The organism is Lactococcus sp. S-13 (assembly GCF_004210295.1).
Taxonomy (GTDB): domain Bacteria; phylum Bacillota; class Bacilli; order Lactobacillales; family Streptococcaceae; genus Lactococcus.
Genome location: NZ_SDAK01000001.1, coordinates 1,743,301 through 1,760,293, shown reverse-complemented (window position 1 = coordinate 1,760,293; position 16,993 = coordinate 1,743,301). Strand labels below are relative to the sequence as shown.

At 38.1% G+C, this 16,993-nt stretch carries 17 protein-coding genes and 1 pseudogene; 7 read left to right on the top strand and 11 right to left on the bottom strand.

Translation table 11 applies throughout. The features are described from left to right. Positions 1–12: 12 nt before the first annotated feature. The 9 genes from EQJ87_RS08770 to EQJ87_RS08730 all read right to left on the bottom strand — a co-directional run bounded on the left by EQJ87_RS08770 (position 13) and on the right by EQJ87_RS08730 (position 8,737). The gene (locus tag EQJ87_RS08770) at positions 13–2,235 is read right to left on the bottom strand and encodes a RelA/SpoT family protein (RefSeq protein ID WP_130124630.1); all 2,223 of its coding nucleotides are present in this window, start codon (positions 2,233–2,235) and stop codon (positions 13–15) included. 195 nt (positions 2,236–2,430) lie between these two features. After that, positions 2,431–3,384, bottom strand: a complete 954-nt coding sequence (locus EQJ87_RS08765; protein WP_130124226.1) for a polysaccharide deacetylase family protein — start codon at positions 3,382–3,384, stop codon at positions 2,431–2,433. Positions 3,385–3,416: 32 nt separating this feature from the next. Next, complete coding sequence (locus tag EQJ87_RS08760; RefSeq protein WP_130124225.1) at positions 3,417–4,169, bottom strand: 16S rRNA (uracil(1498)-N(3))-methyltransferase; 753 nt, start codon at positions 4,167–4,169, stop codon at positions 3,417–3,419. A gap of 45 nt (positions 4,170–4,214) precedes the next feature. Next, the gene (gene prmA, locus EQJ87_RS08755; protein WP_130124224.1) at positions 4,215–5,168 is read right to left on the bottom strand and encodes a 50S ribosomal protein L11 methyltransferase; all 954 of its coding nucleotides are present in this window, start codon (positions 5,166–5,168) and stop codon (positions 4,215–4,217) included. A gap of 20 nt (positions 5,169–5,188) precedes the next feature. Continuing rightward, on the bottom strand, positions 5,189–5,617 hold the full coding sequence (locus EQJ87_RS08750; protein ID WP_190289067.1) for a GNAT family N-acetyltransferase: 429 nt from the start codon (positions 5,615–5,617) through the stop codon (positions 5,189–5,191). 8 nt (positions 5,618–5,625) lie between these two features. Beyond that, a complete protein-coding gene (locus EQJ87_RS08745) occupies positions 5,626–6,339 on the bottom strand; it encodes a class I SAM-dependent methyltransferase (protein WP_130124222.1) in 714 nt (237 codons plus the stop codon). A 35-nt stretch (positions 6,340–6,374) separates the two neighbouring features. After that, positions 6,375–6,659 carry a hypothetical protein gene (locus EQJ87_RS08740; protein WP_130124221.1) on the bottom strand — a complete coding sequence of 95 codons (285 nt, stop codon included), beginning with the start codon at positions 6,657–6,659 and terminating at the stop codon, positions 6,375–6,377. A gap of 27 nt (positions 6,660–6,686) precedes the next feature. Further along, positions 6,687–8,240 carry an ABC-F family ATP-binding cassette domain-containing protein gene (locus EQJ87_RS08735; protein WP_130124220.1) on the bottom strand — a complete coding sequence of 518 codons (1,554 nt, stop codon included), beginning with the start codon at positions 8,238–8,240 and terminating at the stop codon, positions 6,687–6,689. A gap of 29 nt (positions 8,241–8,269) precedes the next feature. Further along, entirely contained in the window at positions 8,270–8,737 is a 468-nt protein-coding gene (locus tag EQJ87_RS08730; protein WP_130124219.1) for a DUF3013 family protein, read from the bottom strand. A 171-nt stretch (positions 8,738–8,908) separates the two neighbouring features. Here EQJ87_RS08730 and EQJ87_RS08725 point away from each other — a divergent pair, with 171 nt between their 5' ends. Genes EQJ87_RS08725 through EQJ87_RS08715 form a run of 3 tightly spaced genes read left to right on the top strand, consistent with a single transcriptional unit; the run spans position 8,909 to position 11,545 of the window. Continuing rightward, positions 8,909–9,397, top strand: coding sequence for a GNAT family N-acetyltransferase (locus EQJ87_RS08725; RefSeq protein WP_130124218.1), 489 nt, complete (start codon positions 8,909–8,911; stop codon positions 9,395–9,397). Positions 9,398–9,438: 41 nt separating this feature from the next. After that, positions 9,439–10,719, top strand: a complete 1,281-nt coding sequence (locus EQJ87_RS08720; protein ID WP_130124217.1) for a replication-associated recombination protein A — start codon at positions 9,439–9,441, stop codon at positions 10,717–10,719. 34 nt (positions 10,720–10,753) lie between these two features. After that, entirely contained in the window at positions 10,754–11,545 is a 792-nt protein-coding gene (locus EQJ87_RS08715; protein WP_130124216.1) for a ParB/RepB/Spo0J family partition protein, read from the top strand. Between the two features lie 94 nt (positions 11,546–11,639). On the opposite strand, the gene EQJ87_RS08710 is transcribed toward EQJ87_RS08715, so the two are convergent. Beyond that, positions 11,640–13,421 (bottom strand): heavy metal translocating P-type ATPase, encoded by a 1,782-nt coding sequence (locus tag EQJ87_RS08710; protein ID WP_130124215.1) that lies wholly within the window; start codon positions 13,419–13,421, stop codon positions 11,640–11,642. A gap of 391 nt (positions 13,422–13,812) precedes the next feature. On the opposite strand from EQJ87_RS08710, the gene rpmF reads away from it, so the two are divergent. The 4 genes and pseudogenes from rpmF to EQJ87_RS08690 all read left to right on the top strand — a co-directional run bounded on the left by rpmF (position 13,813) and on the right by EQJ87_RS08690 (position 16,031). Continuing rightward, the gene (gene rpmF / locus EQJ87_RS08705) at positions 13,813–13,986 is read left to right on the top strand and encodes a 50S ribosomal protein L32 (RefSeq protein WP_075526098.1); all 174 of its coding nucleotides are present in this window, start codon (positions 13,813–13,815) and stop codon (positions 13,984–13,986) included. A 23-nt stretch (positions 13,987–14,009) separates the two neighbouring features. Continuing rightward, positions 14,010–14,171: a 50S ribosomal protein L33 gene (rpmG, locus tag EQJ87_RS08700; RefSeq protein WP_075526099.1), complete on the top strand. Its 162-nt coding sequence runs from the start codon at positions 14,010–14,012 to the stop codon at positions 14,169–14,171. Between the two features lie 628 nt (positions 14,172–14,799). Beyond that, positions 14,800–15,003 (top strand): annotated as a pseudogene (locus EQJ87_RS08695) (IS3 family transposase); the annotation flags it as partial. A 125-nt stretch (positions 15,004–15,128) separates the two neighbouring features. Next, a complete protein-coding gene (locus EQJ87_RS08690) occupies positions 15,129–16,031 on the top strand; it encodes an LCP family glycopolymer transferase (protein WP_130124214.1) in 903 nt (300 codons plus the stop codon). A gap of 24 nt (positions 16,032–16,055) precedes the next feature. On the opposite strand, the gene EQJ87_RS08685 is transcribed toward EQJ87_RS08690, so the two are convergent. After that, positions 16,056–16,964 carry a phosphodiester glycosidase family protein gene (locus tag EQJ87_RS08685; protein WP_130124213.1) on the bottom strand — a complete coding sequence of 303 codons (909 nt, stop codon included), beginning with the start codon at positions 16,962–16,964 and terminating at the stop codon, positions 16,056–16,058. Positions 16,965–16,993 lie beyond the last annotated feature (29 nt).

Genomic DNA, 16,993 nt, shown 5'->3' with positions numbered 1-16,993 from the left:
TCAAGCTTTTTTTTAAGCATTTGTTCGTTTAACTGAATAAACATCCGGTGTCATCTTGATTTTATCAACAATCAAGGTCAAATCAGATAAGTTTTTAATCCCTAAAGCAATATGAATATTAGCCATTTTCTTGTCTTTGGTTGGTTGTGCATTAATTGAAATCAAATTCTTTGTTGAATTTGATAAAACTTGCATGACATCATTAAGTAAACCAGGGCGATTAAAGCCATAGACATCAATATTAGCTACGTATTCTTTGGTTAAATTTTCCGAGTTATCCCATTCGACTTCTACTAACCGTTGTTCAAAATCTTCCATACTGCGCACATTTTGACAATCTGCTCGATGAACAGAAACACCGCGCCCCTTAGTAATATAACCTACGATTGAATCACCTGGAACTGGATTACAACATTTTGCAATGCGAACCAACAAGCTATCAATCCCAGAAACGCTCACGCCACCATCATGCCTAATTTTCATGACATTTTTACTTGACTCACGCTTCACTTCACCGTTCATTAGTTCTTCCGCTTCAGCTTTTTGCTTAGCTCGTTCAACTTCCCGGCGTTCAGTTTCTGTCAAGCGGTTCGCTACCGTTGTGGCTGATAATTCACCAAATCCAATTGCTGCATAAAGCGCATCAGCGTTGCGATAACTCATTTTATTAAACAATTCATCAAAATGTTTCTTATCAAGGTATTGATTAGGGACAAATCCCGTTTCAACCAATGCATCTTGCAATAGTTCCCGCCCCTTATTGACGGACATTTCTTTGTCCTGATTTTTAAAAAATTGCTTAATTTTGTTGCGTGCCTTATTCGTCTTAACTAGCTTTATCCAGTCACGACTTGGACCAAAAGAACTTGGACTCGTGATAATTTCCACACGATCTCCCGTTTTCAGTTGCACAGATAAAGGTTTCATTCGTCCGTTCACCTTAGCACCCGTTGCATGATCCCCTACTTTTGTGTGAATAGCGTAAGCAAAATCAATCGGACCTGAACCTTGAGGCAATTCTTGGACTTCTCCACTCGGTGTAAAGACATAAATTTTATCCGATAAAATATCCTCTTGAACGGCTTTGACAAAACCTTCAGCAGAATCTCCAGCCTCCTCACGAAGTTCAACAAGTTCGTGAATCCAATTCAAAGTTTCTGAAATTTCATGAACATCAACTTTCGTCTTACGACCTTGTTTATATGCCCAGTGAGCGGCAACCCCATACTCAGCAATCAAGTGCATCTCACTCGTTCTAATCTGAAATTCCATAGGTCCCTTAGGTCCATAAACTGTGGTATGGACGGACTGATAGCCATTTGCTTTAGGATTAGCAATATAATCTTTAAAACGTCCAGGCATCGGTTTCCAAAGGTCGTGAATATAGCCTAAAGTAGTGTAAACATCATTTGTTGTTTCTGTCACACAGCGAATAGCGATTAAGTCATAAATTTCATCAAATCGCTTTCTCTTATCATGCATTTTCCGATAAATAGAATAAATATGCTTTGGACGACCATATATTTCAGCATTAACACCTGCCTTGGTCACTCGATCTTGCAATTTAGCAATTACCTCTGTCACCAGTTCTTCACGAGCTGCACGCTTTTCATTCATCAATCCACGAATTCGGTAAAATTCAGCTTCTTCCAAGTAGCGAAAAGAAAGATCTTCTAACTCCCATTTAATGTTAGCAATCCCCAAGCGATGCGCTAGTGGAGCATAGATCTCCATCGTTTCTCTAGAAATACGCTTTTGCTTATCAGGGCGTAAATGTTTGAGTGTGCGCATATTGTGTAGACGGTCAGCGAGTTTTACCAAAATAACTCGAATATCTTTAGACATCGCCATTAACAACTTACGATGATTTTCCGCAAGTTGTTCCTCATGCGATTTATACTCGACTTTACCAAGCTTGGTTACACCATCAACAATATCTGAAATTTCTCTACCAAAAAGTTCTTCTAAGTCTTCTTGAGTGAAATTGGTGTCCTCAACAACATCATGCAAAAAACCACAGGATACTGTAACAGCATCTAATTTTAATTTCGCTAAAATCCCTGCAACTTGCGTAGGATGCACAAAATAGGCTTCCCCTGATGCTCGATATTGTTCAGCGTGAGCAAGTGATGCACACTTTAAGGCCTTTTGTACTAGCAAAAGGTCGGTTTCATTCATGTATTCAGCGCAGATATTAACAACTTCTGCTCCGGTCAAAACTGGTTCTGAAGGCATATTTTTTGATGATAGTTCATTTTCCATCAAGAACTACTGAAAAATAACTAGCTTTCCTCCTCATAAGACTTTATTATAAGCTTTTAGCCTTTTCAGGCTCGTTTTATTTTAATTTAATCTATTCTATCACATTTGCCCGTTAAGAAAAAGAATGATTATTAAAATATAAAGATAAAACCCCGATTGTTCGGAGTTTTAGTTATTTTGTTCATTGTAAGTCGCCGCTGGTTGGAGCATTTGCAACATATCCTCAGCACTTGTTGTATCCATCATACGAAAACGAGGTAAGGTGAGTAGTCCATCACTTTCTTTAGCAGCCATAGCGACCGCACCATTGCGACCTGGATCTAGAAAACCATACTGGTAACCTAGCTCTGTTGATAGATCAAGGGTATTTTGATTATAGCCGCCAGCTGGATAGCAAATCATATTCGTCTTTTGAGTCAAATTTTTATCCAAATCAGCTTTAGAATCTGCTAACTCTGAGCGTTGCGCTTCAAGCGTTTGAGTTCCTAAATCGGGATGATCAACCGTATGACTGCCAAAGTCAACCCAGCCACTCTCTTTCATTTCCTTGATTTGCTCCCAAGTTAAAATTCCACCTTGCCCATTATCTACAAAACTTGTAATAATAAAGCTCGTTGCGTGCATTTGATATTTTTTGAGCAGTGGAAAAATTCTAGTGTACATTGTGACAGAGCCATCATCAAAGGTGAGCCAAACTAATTTGTTACTTGGTTTTTCTTTTGTTGTCAGCACCCGCTGAGCATCTGCTGCACTCACCGTTGTATATCCCTGCTCTTTTAATGCCTTGAGTTCATTTTCAAAAGTAGTGACATCAATATTATTTGAATCTTTTGGAAGTTGATCTTCATCTGAAGTCACATAGTGGAACATCAAAATCGGCAATTGATTCTCATTTTTTGCACTGAGCCATTTGGGAGTCGCCACAGATGATTTTTCTGAGGAATTTTCTTCTTTTACAGATTTTGCTTGGCTCATGCTTCGAGCATTTTGTTGTTCTGGTGCTTTTGTCTTGGTTAGTTGACTAAAAGCGATTATTCCCAAAAGGACGACTAGTAAAACCAGAATAGGTAAGATAAACAAACGCTTATACGATTTTTTCTTTCGTCTCAATCTTTTTTTCATAATACTCTCTCCATCTTTTTCAAAAATTTTACTCAAAATAATTCAAAATGCGCAGAAATACTCGCTAAAGCGTGTAGTGGGGCTGTTTCAGCTCTCAAAATCCTTGGTCCTAAGCCGATTGCTTTTGCGCCAAGCTGTTCAAATAGGCTCATCTCCTCTGGTGTGATTCCACCTTCTGGACCGAAAACAATCAAAACCTTTTGCTGCACTGAAAGCTCAGTCAAGCTTTTTTTGAACTGACTTACCTCACCAGATTTAGCTGATTCTTCGTAAGCAATCAAAATTTGGTCAAATTCAGAAAATTTTTCCGTCAGTAAGTTGAATTGCTCAAAAAGTTGAACTTGCGGAATAATCTGCCGCCGAGACTGTTCAGCTGCGCCCAGTGCAATTTTTTCTAATTTTTCTTGTTTCTTGATGAGTTTTTTATTGTCCCATTTAGCAACCGAGGACTTGAATGGGGCTGCCCAGATTGCCGCAGCTCCTAGCTCAGTTGATTTTTCTGTAATAAAATCAAGTTTATCACCTTTAGGAAAACCAACGCCAACTGTAACTTGAACAGGGAGTTCTGATATTTCTGTTATTATTTCAACTAATCTAAAGGTTTGTTGATTTGGTGATAGAACCTCTGCCAGTCCAATTTTTCCCTCCTCAAAAACCAGCCGTATTTCTTGCCCAACTTGTGCACGCATAACTGTAAAAATATGGTGTACTGCTGCTTTATGTTCGACACTAAATTCACTTCCTACTTCTGGAAGGGGTTTAAATACAAAATATTGGTTCGCCATTTTTCGTTTACACGTTTACAGTAAGTTTACACTTGTTCCGTAAACTTATCCTCCAATCACACCTTCTCTGTTCTCGGTTTTTTTGAAAATCACACAGTTCCACTCCCCTTGAATCATCCGTGTTTCAAGGAAAAAGCCTGCAGCCTCAGCAGAAGCAATTACCATTTCTGCCTTATCCGCGATAATTCCTGACATGATAAGATAACCCTCTTCTTTGACTAAGCGATAAGCATCTTCAGTCATTAGGACTAAAATATCCGCTAAGATATTGGCCACGATGACATCTGCCGTTTGAGTAACCCCTTCAAGGAGGTTATTTGCTGAAACATGAATTTTTTCATGTCCTGGATTAAGTTCGATATTTTCTCGAGCTACACGCACCGCCACTTCATCAATATCATAAGCAAAAATTTCTTTAGCGCCCAGATAGCTTGCTGCCACAGAGAGCACCCCTGAACCTGTACCCACATCAAGCAAAGTTTCACCGCCACGAAGGATTTGTTCTAAAGCATAAAGTGACATCTTAGTCGTTGGGTGGGTACCTGTTCCAAAGGCCATGCCTGGATCGAGGCGAATCAATTTTTCAGAACCTGTGGCTTCATAGTCTTCTGTCCAGCTAGGGACAATCGTCAAATCATGTGTGATACGTGCGGGTTCAAAATATTTTTTCCAAGCTTCTTCCCAATTTGTCTCTGACAAATTGTTCGTTTTCACTGACAAACCTGTCAGTGAAAAATAGTCACTCAAACGAGCAATTTTGTGTTCCAACTCTGCTTTCAGTTCGACAATGGGCATATTTTCTGGATAATAAGCAGTAATTTCAACAAAATCAGATTGTTCAATATCAGGAAGAACTTCGCCAAATTGGTCTTCGTGATTGAGATAATCAGCGCTGTCATTAATTTCAACGCCAGCTGAACCCGCCTCTATCAGCAAAGCTGAAATGGCCTCTTCGGCTTCCCGACTGATTTTTATTGTGATTGAATTCCAATTATTCATTTTTGTTTCCTTTTCTATAATCAAAAATTGAGTTCCATCATCATGCTCATACCGTCCTGTTTTGTTTTGACAGGAGCATCAACTGTAAAACCAAATTTCTCATAAAATTTGACAGCTTCTGGGCGCGCTGACACAATACATTTTTTAAAATTTCTTGCTTGTAGCTCTATCAAAAGTGCGATAATCAACTGACTGCCAATGCCTTGTTTTTGTTTATCAGCCCTGACAGCAAAAGCACAGACTTGTGCAACATTGTCAGATTTGGCAAAATAATTGACCGTGCCAAGCAATTCGTCATTCTCAACCATACCAAAAAAGAAATTTTCTGACTCATAACTCAAATCTTCGTCATAAATTGACAAGCCAATTGGCTGACGGAGAATGACATCGCGAAGTTGCAAAGTTTGAGCATAGCGTCTGTCAGTATTTTTGTATTTTATAATTTCCATTAGCATTCCTATTTTCTTAGAATCAGATGATTAAAAAAAGAAATCGCAGTAAATTCTAGCTTATCACAAACTTCCCATTCAACTTTAAACATTTTATCTGCCCAATCAGTTTCTATTTTAAACTCATTAGGCTGTAAAGCCCAGAAAGTCCGTAAGCCATACGTTTTAAAAGTACTGACAGCGCCGTCAGCTTCTAGCATAGTCGCTATATCATAATAATGAATCTTGCCAAACATCTGATTAACTTTTGACGCTCCCCTCAGTAAAGCGTAAGCTTCGTCCAAGGCATTTTCAAAGACAACTTTTTGCATCAGTGCTCCTGCATGATTGTGTTTGACAATCGAAACGAAACCTTCTTTACTAATCAGGCGGGCAAATTCTCGCAACATCGCCAGGCGCTCTTTTGGTGCATATTCAAAAACGTTATGACAGAGAATGACGTCAAAACTTCCGTCAGTAAAGGCGCTAAGCGCTGAAAGTCCACCAACAATCTGCTCATAGGTATTTTCTTGCTGCCGATTTTCCACCATTTCCAAATTGGGTTCAACTGCCACTACCTCATTATGCGCAGCAAAGTAATTAGCATTCCAGCCAAAGCCCGAACCGAAATCCAAGATTTTCTGACCTTCAAGCTGACCGACTTGTGCCCAAACCATCCGATAGTAGAGCTGCATCCAAGGACTTTCCCACTGATCAAAATAATTTTGCAAACTTGCTTTCATTTTTCGTACACTTTCTGGCTTACCGCCCTGTCAGTTCATTTTTCAAGCTTCGTCAGTTCTTTTTGCATACGCGAGACGAACTTTTTAGCTGCCGCGAAGTCTTCATCATCTAAATATTCTGCATCATTTTCAAGTTGGTCAACCCAACCTAGTATTTCTGCATTACGATTGTCCACGCCCATTTTTTTAAACTTCGTCAGTAAAATTTTAAGTGTTTTCGCCAGCTGTAAACTTCGATAACGCCGTTCTGAGCGACGTTTTGCCAAAATCAGTTTGTAATCTTGTTGGGGATTTTCCCAAGGAGAATGTTGCTCTGCCATCTTTCACCTCCAGTAAGTCATCGTTTCTTACAAAATCCGTGTGGTCCATTCTTCACAGTTAATGATATCAGAAACCAAGCCTTCATAAAATTCTGGTTCGTGTGAAACCATCAGAATAGTTCCTGGATATTCAATAAGTGCACGTTTGAGTTCTTCTTTAGCGTCCACGTCCAAATGATTGGTTGGTTCATCCAAGATGAGAATGTTAGATTCGGTATTCATTAATTTCGCAAAACGTAATTTTGCTTGTTCTCCCCCTGAAAGAACATAAACACGTGATTCAATTTGTTTGGCCGTCAAGCCCACCCGAGCAAGTGCCCCGCGGAGTTCTGCTTGATTCCAACTTGGATACTCATCCCATAAATCATCAAGCACTGTTTTTTGCGAAGGATTTTTGATTTCTTGCTCATAGTAAGCAATATCTTGGAAATTTCCTTTTTCAACTTCCCCATCAAGACTTGGAATCAAGCCCATTAAACTCTTGAGCAAAGTCGATTTACCAATCCCGTTGGATCCAATAAAGGCAATTTTTTGTCCAGCTTCTACTTTTAAATTAATTTCTGACGACAAAGGTTCATTGTAACCAATGACTAAATCTTTCGCCTCAAAAACGAGACGACTTGGTTTTCGACTAAATTTAAAATCAAAATGAGGTTTTGGCTTTTCAGAAATCGTTTCAACAATTTCCATTTTCGCCAATTTTTTCTCACGCGCTTTTGCTTGGCCAGACGTTGCCACATTCGCTTTTTTACGCGCAATGAAGTCTTTCAGTTTAGCTTGCTCAGCGACCTGCGCATTATGCAAAGCTTCAAGCTGTGCCTTTTTCTCTTCAAAGACACGTTCAAATTCCGCATAACCCATTGAATAGCGGGTAATCCCAAGACCGTGCACATGATAAATCACATTGACCACTTCATCCATAAATGGCACATCATGCGAAATCAAAATAAAGGCATTTTCATAGTTTTTAAGGTAATTTTTCAACCATAAAATGTGTTCTTCATCCAAATAGTTCGTTGGTTCATCCAAAAGCAAGATATCTGGTTTTTCAAGCAAAAGTTTGCCAAGCAAGATTTTCGTTCTTTGCCCTCCAGAAAGTTCGGCCACATCTTTATCCAACAGAGGAGTTAAACCAAGACCTCGTGCTGTTTCTTCAACTTTGGCATCAATGAGATAAAAGTCACTATTATCCAATTCTTCTTGAAGTTCTCCGACATTCTCAAGCGCAGCATTCATCTCGTCTTCTGACATTTCTGCCATTTTCAAGTAAGTATCATTGATTTGCGCCTCTATATCAAATAGATATTGAAATGCCTCAGCCAATGCTTCACGCGTCGTTTTGCCTTTTCCGAGTGCGGCATGTTGGTCCATATAGCCAACCCGGTGTTTTTTCGACCAAATCACTTTTCCTTCATCAGGAACCAGAGTTCCTGTGATAATATTCATGAACGTTGATTTACCTTCGCCATTTGCCCCAACAAAGCCGATGTGCTCGCCTTTGAGCAAACGGAAACTTACATCTTCAAAAATTGCGCGGTCACCAAAACCGTGGGATAGATTTTTTACATTTAAAATACTCATTGTTTACTTATTAATTCTTTCTAAATTTCTTAATATCTTGGGTACTTATAAAATTCTGTTTCAGATAAATCAGTAATACCACTTTCAAAAGCTTCTTTATCCCAATTGACTGAAAATTCTTCGGCAGCTTCATCAGCTAAAAAGTCCATTAAATCATCCAAGCCTTGGTCGGCTGTTTCTTGCAAAAATTGCGTGAAATAAGCCAAAAATTCACGAGAAAGTCCTTTTTCTGAATAAGGAATAGCCGCCAGATAGTCAGCCTCATCAAAACGTGATTTGGCTGGGTTGTAGAAGATCACCGCGTCCTCATACATGATGTTTTCAGCGGACTCAACCCCGTCAGCATCCACAACATCAACGCCTGCTGTATTCTCAACTTCTAGCAAAAAGCTGACCTCTACCGCAAAGTTACGCTTGTCCCAGTTCATCTCAAAGTCATAAGAAAAGCCTTTTTCCAGCTCTTCTTCTAAAATATCTAAAAATCCAAATTTAGCCATGTTCAAACCTCATCTATATTATGTTAAAATAATTATAACAAAAAAATGTTAGAGAAAGCGGTCTGGATTTGAGAAATTTTCCCTCAAAGTCTTCTTTTTTCGATTTTTTGAGAGAGTTTTTTGACTTTTTTCTTTTTTGGACGCTGATTACTTAGAATTTGGAGAATTTTAATGCTTATTAGGAAAATTGAACCCCGTGATTTTGCACTTGTCGCTCAACTCGAAAATGAAAACTGGACTTTAGTTTCTACTCCTCATGTGATGAACTCCTCTGCTGAGAAAATCGTTGAAAAAATCACTAAAGGGATGGGTTACTTTTTAGCTGAAGAAGATGGAGAGATACTTGGCGTACTTGATTATGGGCCTCGCCACAAGTCCGATTTTGGACAACACGTGGTAACTTTTGGCGTTATGACTGTCGAGGCTGCCCGTGGGAAAGGTGTTGCAACAGCACTTATCCAGCATTTTCTTAAATTTGCTCGCCACGAGGGCTATAAAAAAATTACAATCCAAGCAATGGGTTCTAATCCTGAAGCTTTGAAGCTTTATAAAAAATTAGGATTTATGGTAGAGGGACACTTGCGGAGTGAATTTTTCATCAATGGGCATTATGTTGATGACTATACATTAGCTTTCTACCTTGATAAAACTTTAGTGTAAATAAGGTTTACAGTTATTGTAAACCTTAGAAAGGAGAATATATGGTACAAAATCTCGCCCGACGTATGAGACCAAGAAATATAGATGAAATTATTGGGCAAAAACATCTGGTTGGTCAAGGAAAAATTATTCGGCGAATGGTAGAAACACAACTCCTTTCGAGCATGATTCTCTATGGGCCGCCTGGTATTGGTAAGACATCAATTGCTTCCGCTATTGCTGGGACGATGAATGCAGCTTTTCGTACTTTCAATGCTACAACCGATAGCAAAAAACGCCTACAAGAAATTGCAGCTGAAGCAGAATTTTCTGGACAATTGGTGCTATTACTTGATGAAATTCATCGATTAGATAAACCTAAGCAAGATTTTCTTTTGCCTCTTTTAGAAAATGGTCAAATTATTTTGATTGGAGCAACCACAGAAAATCCTTATTTTTCGGTGGTTCCTGCGATTAGATCGCGTGTTCAAATCTTTGAGTTGAAGCCTTTGGAAGTAGAGGACTTAGCACACGCTGTAAACCTTAGTTTACAAGATAAGGAACGAGGATTTGAGTTTAAGGTTGAATTGGATGAAGACGCTCTTTACTTCTTAGTCCATTCGACCAATGGTGATTTACGCTCGACTTTTAATGCGCTTGAATTAGCTGTTTTATCTTCAAAGGAACACCACATTACTTTGGATGATATGGAAAATTCTTTGCAGCGTAAAGCAGCAACTTTTGACAAAGATGGTGATGCTCATTATGATATTTTGTCTGCTCTGCAAAAGTCTATTCGCGGCTCCGATGTTAATGCAAGTTTACACTATGCAGCCCGTTTGATTGAAGGAGGTGACTTGCAAAGCTTATCTAGACGCTTGACTGTTATGGCTTATGAAGATATTGGTTTGGCTAACCCTGACGCCGCTATGCATACTGTTTTAGCTTTACAGGCTGCCGAAAAACTTGGTTTTCCTGAAGCGCGGATTCCCATTGCTAATATCATTGTGGATTTAGCTTTGTCACCAAAATCAAACGCTGCTTATCTGGCAATGGATGAGGCCCTGGCCGATCTAGGTAAATATGGCAATCTCCCTGTTCCAGCTCATTTGCAAGATGGGCATTATGCTGGTGCTAAAGATTTGGGACGTTCGGTAGACTATCAGTATGCTCACAACTTTCCCAACCACTGGGTCAATCAGCAGTATTTACCTGACAAACTCAAGAAGGCGGATTATTTTCGGCCTGACGACATGGGTAAATATGAACGAGCTCTCCACTCAAGAAAACAATGGATTGATGAGCAAAAAGCTATTTCTGACGATTCCGTCAGTAAAAAATAAACACTTAAAGCATTGAACAAAAGGATCAGTAAAAATGGCGGAAAAAATCGAGCAGCTTAAAATAAATTCAATTGTCAAAAACCCTTATCAGCCGCGCCTGATTTTTGATACGGATAAATTGGAAGAACTCGCTCAATCTATTCGTAAAAATGGTGTTTTGCAGCCCGTTATTGTCCGCAAATCTGAACTGATTGGCTACGAGTTGCTGGCTGGCGAGCGACGCTTCCAAGCTTCAAAACTAGCTGGAAAAACAACAATTCCTGCGATTGTTCGCGACTATTCTGATGAGGAAATGATGACCTTATCTATTTTGGAAAATTTACAACGAGAAAACCTTAATCCCATTGAAGAAGCGCGCAGTTTGGTTCAACTCGTTGAAAAATTGAACATGACACACGATCAAATTGCCAAAGCACTCGGAAAATCTCGTTCTTACGTTTCCAATTTGATTCGCTTACTTGGCTTGCCTGAAGCTATTTTGAGCCGAGTAGAAGCAGGTGAGCTCTCCACGGCTCATGGGCGAACTTTATTGGCTGAGAAGAATCCGAAAAGGCAACTTGAATTGGCTCATAAAGCAATCGCCGAGCAGCTCAACGTGCGCGCCTTAGAAACTTTGATTTATAGCAAAGGAAAAAATGCTGACGCAAATCTTAAAACTACAAAAACGGACATTTTTGCTGACGAAATCGAAAAAGAGCTAATGAAAAAGCTAGGCAATAAAGTAAAAATCAAAAAAAATAAAAACCACCAAGGAAGCCTATCTATAAACTTTGACAGCCTTGATGAATTAGAAAATTTAATTCAATTATTGAAAAATAACGTCTAATTTACTGACGAAAACGAGAGAAAATGCTGACGAAAATTTTCGTCAGTATTTTGGTCAGAAAAATGAACTTACAAAAAAGTAAGTTCATTTTATTTTACCCCCGCAAAGCACGCAGTGCGTAAAGAATTGAAACCACATCAATGACTTCTTGAAAAATTGCACCAATAACCGCTGGAATCAGCCCAGTTGCCGCAATAAACATCAAAATTATACAAATCACAATCCCAATCATCACCGCCTGTTTTGCAATTTTCATCGTATCTCGACTAATTTCAATTGATTTTGAGACTTTGCGCAAGTCATTTTGTAAAAGGACAATATCTGCCGCTTCACTGGCGACTGTCCCTGAACCAACACCGATAGAAATACCAACATCTGCTGTCGCTAGCGCTGGCGCATCATTGATGCCATCACCCACCATAATGACTGGCTTGTAGGCCGAATTTTTGATAAACTCAAGTTTTTCATCTGGCAGTAAACTAGCGTGGACATTATCAATATTCACCTGTTTTGCAATTTTTTGAGCAACGCGCTGATTGTCCCCCGTCAGCATCGTGATTCTTTCCAAACCAAGCTTACGCAACTCCTCGATGGTTTCGCTGGCTTCTGGACGAAGCGTATCTGAAAAGGTCACCGCACCAATATATTGACCAGCACGACTGACATAAAATGCCGTTTCATAAGTTAAATTCTCGGGAGCAAAAGCAAAAGAGCCACGTCCTATCTTGATTTCCTTTCCGCCAAGTTCACCGATAACACCTAGCCCTGCAACCTCCGTCAGTGCTGTTAATGCTAACGGCTGAACCCCTAAACCCTCTGCGTATTCAACTACTGCTTTAGCTAAAATGTGACCACTTGATTTTTCAACACTGTAAACAATCTGTAAAAGCTCACGCTCAGATATTGATTCTACTGGCCCTATGCTGTCAACCTTAATTTCTCCTTCAGTAATCGTCCCTGTTTTATCCAGAAAAATTTCCCGAGCTTTTGCCAATTTCTCAATAATCGTCCCGTTTTTAATCAAAGCACCATTTTGGCTAGAGCGACTCATTCCTGATACAAAAGCAATTGGTGCTGCCAATATCAATGGACAAGGACTAGCGACCACCAAGACCTCAGCAACCCTTACCGGATCTCCCGATATAAAATACGCGATTGCCGCTATCACATATGCAATAATCGTAAAAGGTACAGCATAACGATCCGCTAAACGCACAAAGTTAGCGGGCGTTTCTTCAGCGGTTTTAACCAATTGAACAATTTTTTGAAATTGAGAATCGGCAGCAACCACAGTTGTTTCAATCAAAATACTTGAATTCCCATTAATTGCCCCCGAAAGAACCTCATCACCTTCAACTAATTCATTAGGCTTCGTCTCCCCTGTGACCGAAGATTCATTAAGAACTGCGGCTTTCGACCTTAATTTCCCATCAATCGGAATGACTTCGAGAGGTTTAATAAGTAATTGACTTCCTATTTCGATTTGTTCCAAAGGTACATCAAAAACACCCTCCAGTTTCTGAACATGAGCAATACTTGGTGATTTTTCGAGAAGCGTTGCTAAAGCTCGATTGGCCCGTCCAGCAGCATAATCTTCCAAACTTTCACCACCAACAAGCATTAAAATAATGATGAGTGAAGCCCAGTATTCTCCAACTAATAAAGTAGCAATAATCGCCGTTATCGCTAACAAATCAACCCCATAAGAGCCCGAACGTAAGGTTTTAATCATTTCAATAAGCATGGATAAGGCCAAGACCCCACCCGCTATTGTTACGATTAAGCGTGCAATCAGCGGTGCCCCTAAAACAAAGTTGCACAAAAGAGCCACTGCAGCAATCGCAAAGACCAAAATCAATTTTTGCCAGTTTTTCATGAATTTTCCTCCAAAAAAATGATAATGAAACATTGCCCTGTTTAGTTTGAAGTTATTTTTCCTTGAACACTGTATTTGTTCAAAACCAAAAAACAACCTCTCTCCGCACTTTGATCCAAAAGGAGCTGAGCTATTTAATTTGTGAGTTTCTCCATGAGTTGTCCTCATTCTATCAAAAATTTTTAAAATCTACCACTATATTAGCTGTCAAACATTTTTGTCAGAAGTCAATGAAAATCATCTGTTTGAGTGTTTACTAAAAAATTCACTCTAAAATTGTCAAGTAAAAATACTTTACAAAACTTGCATTTCTCAAAAATTATGTTATACTAATAAAGTATGTTTTTGCACACTTGCAGAAATCAATAAAATTCTACGGAGGAAATAAACAATGGCAGTACCTGCACGTCACACATCATCAGCAAAGAAAAACCGTCGTCGTACACACTACAAATTGACAGCTCCAACTGTTACTTTTGACGAAACTACTGGTGACTACCGTCACTCACACCGCGTTTCACTTAAAGGCTACTACAAAGGCCGCAAAGTCCGCGAAACAAAGTAATTTTAGAAAGGAAGTAACATACTATGGCAGCTGGAGTACGTACACACGTTATTCTCGAACATAAAGAATCAGGCGAACGTCTTTACCTTACACAAAAGAACAAACGTAACACACCTGACAAACTTGAACTTAAAAAATACTCTCCAAAATTGCGCAAACACGTAATTTTTAAAGAAGTTAAATAAGGGTTCGTTACGAGTCAATAGACTTGTAAAACATTGATTTAGAGGTGTTTGAAAAAACTTGACTTTCATTACATTTCAATAAAAATCAATTGAATCTCTACCTTTTTCTCTACCTTTGAGAAATTTATATTTGGGTAATCAAATCCACCTCCACATAAGGAAGTGGATTTTTTCTTCATTTTACCTTCTCTTAACTTTTTTCAAAAAATTCAAAACTAGATACAAAATAGCCATAACTGTTACGTTATGAGCTGATTTTAACCACTCGCTCCATTTCTCCTATTTTTCCACTATTGTGCCTTTTTTAATGAAGAAAATAGTGTTGTGAAAAATTTTAGACATGAGAATAAAAAATTAGTTACAACAAGCATCCCCTTCAAGAATGAACCCTTATCAGAATATATATCTATCAAAATAGTGATTTACTCTTACCTTATAGTATAGATAGGTAGGCTCGATTAATTATAAAAATAGAATAATATTAAGACAACATTGATGTGTAACGTATGCTAATGAAAGATGGAACGAATAGTATTAAAATAGTGATATTAAGAAAAGGAGATTATTATGGAAAATCGATTAAATTTTTGAGGCTATTTCTGATGACGAACTTGCCAAAATTGTTGGAGGAGGATACCCTTATCATAATGCCAGTCTTGAATCTTGGCATGGACATTTAAAAAGAGAGTGGGTGTATCAATTTAAATATAAGAACTTTGAAGAAGCCTATCAGAGTATTTTCTGGTACATCGAAGCCTTTTATAATTCAAAACGAATCCATCAAAGTTTAGGGTATCTTACACCTAATCAATTTGAAAAGGTAAGTGCTTAAAATAAATAGATTAAAATTCTACGTTTGTTACTCTAAAAACTTGACTTAACGTCACTATTCTTACATTTAAATTTGTTATTAAATATGGTATAATTTAAGTTATATAATATGTATATGGAGATACCATGAATCAAAAAAAGAGGCGTCATTATCGTAAGAAAAAACACACAGTACTAAAAGTTATTTCAATTATTTTTGTATTAGTAATTATCGCTGTTGCTTCTATAGCCTACGCAGCTTATAGAAATGTTGAATCAACCTTTTCAACAACATATAAAAATTTCCCTAAAACAACAAGTATCGACTTAAAAAAGTCTAAAACATTCACCACACTTATCATTGAAACTGGTAAAAATAATTCTAAAAATACAGCTTATGCTACTGTTTTAGCTTCAACGAATGTAAAGACAAATCAAACTACTTTCATGAACTTCCCAGTTTTTGCGACAATGCCTAATCAAAAAACAATCACTGAAGTTTACAATACGAATGGAGATGATGGAATTTTCCAGATGGTTAAAGACCTATTGAATGTGTCCATTAACAAAGTAATTCAGATTGATGTTAATAAAATGGGATCACTTGTACAGGCCACTGGTGGAATCACCATGCAAAATCCAAAGGCATTCAATGCTGAAGGTTATGAATTTAAACAAGGAACTGTTAATTTACAAACTGCTGATCAAGTCCAAGCCTATATGACACAAATTGATGATACTGATTTGGATGCTTCAATCACTCGGATTCAAAATGTCTCAATGGAACTCTACGGTAATATTCAAAAAATTGCTCATATGAAAAAACTTGAAAGTTTCAATTACTATCGAGAAATTCTCTATGCTTTTTCAAACACTGTTCAAACCAATATAAGTTTCGATGAAGCTAAAACAATCGTTATGAGCTACAATAGGGCCCTAAAGAATACCAGCAAACTCAATCTACATACAACAGATGAAAATGGAGCTAAGGTAGTTTCTCAAACAGAATTAGACTCGGTCAAAACCCTTTTTGAAAAATCTCTAAAATAAAAGAACCAAGAGGTTCTTTTATTTTTATTTCATCACAACATAATCCGGTACGGATCGATCATCTTGACTAGCAACAATCGTTTTACCGTTGACAGATAATTGACTTGAGCCACCACTATCAAGTAATAACATATTTTGGAGCTTCAAATTTGATACTGATTTCATTATATTATCATAACCTGCATTTGTATCACTCAAGATAGCATAGAGATTATTATCTTTATCATTCGCAATAAAAATATGGATCTTCCAATCTACTGAGCCATCACTTGGTTGAATTTTACCATCACGGATAATCGCAGTACCAAAATCATAGGCTTGTTGCCCTCCGTTTTTAATAATAGTTGAAGCAGGTGTACTTGAATCATAAATTTTGCACGAACCATCTTTGTTAATAACAAAAGCATATTGAGTCGTTGTACCTGGACTCCAGTCTTGAATCAACTTTCCATTATTAATTTGAAATCCAGCTACTTGTCCTGTCTGCATATTAAATGCGGAAGCATTCATAATCAAAGCATTAGGATACTTAGCTATAACTTCTGACATTTTCATTCGTTGATCCGTACGATTGGTAACTGTTTTTAAGACTTCCGGATTGTTAATTCGATAAATAGTGATATTATTCGTAGATAAATCAGTAAATTTATCTAGATTTACCTTTGAGGGAACTTTAACCCACTCTGGTACACCAGCATCATCTACAAGTACTATACTACCCACAGCAGCTTCTTCACCTTTTTGCTCTACATAACCGTCTTTTTTTGACGTTTTTTTCGGCTGGTCAGCCGCACTTGACGACTGCGTTGTTTTTGTTGGTTTTGAGGTTAGTGAATCTTTGAGAAAATAGCCTCCAATCCCCAGAATGATGAGTAAGATGACTACTGGAATGATCCAAAATTTACTTTTTTTCTTTTTGTTTTTCCGTTCCATGATTGTGTCTTTCTTGCTGTTCCTCGCTT

Excerpts from the sequence above, each read along its gene's own strand:
- EQJ87_RS08730 (WP_130124219.1), bottom strand. The coding sequence starts at position 8,737 with ATGGCTAAATTTGGATTTTTAGATATTTTAGAAGAAGAGCTGGAAAAA.
- EQJ87_RS08750 (WP_190289067.1), bottom strand. The coding sequence starts at position 5,617 with ATGGAAATTATAAAATACAAAAATACTGACAGACGCTATGCTCAAACT.
- EQJ87_RS08745 (WP_130124222.1), bottom strand. The coding sequence starts at position 6,339 with ATGAAAGCAAGTTTGCAAAATTATTTTGATCAGTGGGAAAGTCCTTGG.
- EQJ87_RS08760 (WP_130124225.1), bottom strand. The coding sequence starts at position 4,169 with ATGGCGAACCAATATTTTGTATTTAAACCCCTTCCAGAAGTAGGAAGT.
- EQJ87_RS08690 (WP_130124214.1), top strand. The coding sequence starts at position 15,129 with ATGAATCAAAAAAAGAGGCGTCATTATCGTAAGAAAAAACACACAGTA.
- EQJ87_RS08770 (WP_130124630.1), bottom strand. The coding sequence starts at position 2,235 with ATGCCTTCAGAACCAGTTTTGACCGGAGCAGAAGTTGTTAATATCTGC.
- EQJ87_RS08740 (WP_130124221.1), bottom strand. The coding sequence starts at position 6,659 with ATGGCAGAGCAACATTCTCCTTGGGAAAATCCCCAACAAGATTACAAA.
- EQJ87_RS08765 (WP_130124226.1), bottom strand. The coding sequence starts at position 3,384 with ATGAAAAAAAGATTGAGACGAAAGAAAAAATCGTATAAGCGTTTGTTT.
- prmA (WP_130124224.1), bottom strand. The coding sequence starts at position 5,168 with ATGAATAATTGGAATTCAATCACAATAAAAATCAGTCGGGAAGCCGAA.
- rpmF (WP_075526098.1), top strand. The coding sequence starts at position 13,813 with ATGGCAGTACCTGCACGTCACACATCATCAGCAAAGAAAAACCGTCGT.
- EQJ87_RS08715 (WP_130124216.1), top strand. The coding sequence starts at position 10,754 with ATGGCGGAAAAAATCGAGCAGCTTAAAATAAATTCAATTGTCAAAAAC.
- rpmG (WP_075526099.1), top strand. The coding sequence starts at position 14,010 with ATGGCAGCTGGAGTACGTACACACGTTATTCTCGAACATAAAGAATCA.
- EQJ87_RS08685 (WP_130124213.1), bottom strand. The coding sequence starts at position 16,964 with ATGGAACGGAAAAACAAAAAGAAAAAAAGTAAATTTTGGATCATTCCA.
- EQJ87_RS08720 (WP_130124217.1), top strand. The coding sequence starts at position 9,439 with ATGGTACAAAATCTCGCCCGACGTATGAGACCAAGAAATATAGATGAA.
- EQJ87_RS08735 (WP_130124220.1), bottom strand. The coding sequence starts at position 8,240 with ATGAGTATTTTAAATGTAAAAAATCTATCCCACGGTTTTGGTGACCGC.
- EQJ87_RS08725 (WP_130124218.1), top strand. The coding sequence starts at position 8,909 with ATGCTTATTAGGAAAATTGAACCCCGTGATTTTGCACTTGTCGCTCAA.
- EQJ87_RS08710 (WP_130124215.1), bottom strand. The coding sequence starts at position 13,421 with ATGAAAAACTGGCAAAAATTGATTTTGGTCTTTGCGATTGCTGCAGTG.